This is a genomic window from Bradyrhizobium sp. UFLA06-06 (assembly GCF_054820065.1).
In genome coordinates, this window is sequence record NZ_JADFUD010000149.1 from 1 (window position 1) to 1,912 (window position 1,912).

A 1,912-nucleotide genomic window follows, 5' to 3' on the forward strand; every position below is an offset into this window, starting at 1 on the left:
AGGATCCGGCGCTATTATGCCGCATCTTACCGCTATCGGTATCGAACGAGTCGACTGGGTTCTACATACTCATCACCATAGGGATCAGTGTTGGGGAACACCTATTGTTCACAGGGCCGGGGCAAAAATTGCCGTGCCCGAATACGAACGTCATTTGTTCGACAATGTCGAGGCTCACTGGCAGGCGCGCGGCATCTATGACAACTACGATGACAGCAACACGTTTTTTTCACTAGGAGAAAATCTTCCTGTCGACGCTGTTCTTGAAGACTACGGCACGTTTGTCTGGAGGGAGTACGAGTTCCGCATTCTGCCGGCCAAGGGTCACACATACGGTATGGTCTGCCTGATCGCGGAGGTGGATGGGGAGAAGATTGCCTTTACAGGCGACTTAATGACAAGCGGCGGAAAACTCTATCAGCTTCATGCAATGGAGTATCACTATGGTGATCTTCTCGGTATTGAATTTACGATGCAATCGATCCTCGCCTTAAAGAAAGAGAACGTCGAGACTGTCTATCCATCGCATGGAGCGCCGATCAGTGAAGTCGACGCAGATATTGAAAAGCTAGAATCGAGGCTCGAGAGGCTCGCCGATATAGGTAGCCTTCGTACGTCGGGTCGAAATACCGGTTTTGAGGACTGGCAGACTATACGCGAGAGCAGACTGCAGCCGATTACGGAGCATCTGCTGTGGGCTGGCCCATACACCTGCTCAAATTTCTACATTGTGCTGAGTGGAGGCGGCCACGCGATGCTGATCGACTACGGGCTAGCCTCGTTCGGGCATCTCCATTTCAATGCCGATCACAAAAGCCTGCAAGCTCTCCGTTTCATCGAACATCATATCGATCAACTGCGCGACGATTACGGAGTGCAGAACATCGAACTCGTCGTTCCAACGCACATTCATGACGACCATATCTGCGGAATACCCTTCCTTCAGCGACATTTCGGAACCCAGTGCTGGGCTCTCGACTGTGTCGCGATGGTTATTGCCAATCCTTCTGCATGGGCGAGTACACCATGCTGCTTCCACAAACAAATCGACGTGCAGCGGATTCTGCGTGATGGCGAGACATTTCATTGGAGAGGATTCGATTTTCAAGTTTATTGTGCCCCAGGTCAAACTGAGTTCCACGCAATCATCGTCGGTCAAATCGACGGCAAACGGATTGTCTTTGGAGGGGACAACCTGTTTCTCTTCAACCCCGGTACCGTTGAGCACCAACTTCTCTACCAAACTAACGTCATGCGCAACAGCTTCCAGTTGGAGATGCATCACCGCTGCGCGAATGTAATACGAGCGACTATGCCTGATCTCGTATGCCCCGGACATGGTGAACTGATTGCCATTGATCGGTCGAGGATCGCCCAATACACAGACTATATCGAACGTAAGGAGGCGGCCTTTCGCGATATCGTAGGTGAACCGGCAAATCACTTCATCGATTTGTTCTGGGCTCGAATGTTGCCATATCTTTCCCAGGTCCGTCCGAACAGCGAGGTGAAATACACGATCAAGATTCGGAATAACTTGGAGCGCGTCGCGGTCTACAAGGCTCGCCTCCTACCAGCATTTGGTTGGGCATCGCACGATGAGGCGGAAAACATCACACTTGGGCCGGGGCAGCAAGGCGAGATACTGCTTCGGGCGACTGCGCCGTCTCAGGTCGATCCGCGGCGTAGGCTCATGACCGCCGAGATCTTGATCGACGGTGAATCGCAGGGACCTATCTGCGAAGCCCTCGTCTCAACTTCGCCAGCTTAAGAGGTAGTAAAGTTGCAGCAAAATCGGCGGTCGATTGCCGATCGCCCCATGGGGCCGTTCTTCGTTGTACAACGAGGTTTGAGAACGCCCACAGGACCGTTCGTCGCGAGGTTCTTTATCGGCATCATCCTTGGTTTGGTC

At 52.6% G+C, this 1,912-nt stretch carries 1 protein-coding gene; it reads left to right on the plus strand.

Translation table 11 applies throughout. The annotated features are described in order from the left end of the window. A partial coding sequence (locus IF803_RS42390) for an MBL fold metallo-hydrolase (RefSeq protein WP_461196149.1) occupies positions 1 to 1,771 on the plus strand: 1,771 nt, incomplete at its 5' end. Positions 1,772 to 1,912: the final 141 nt, after the last annotated feature.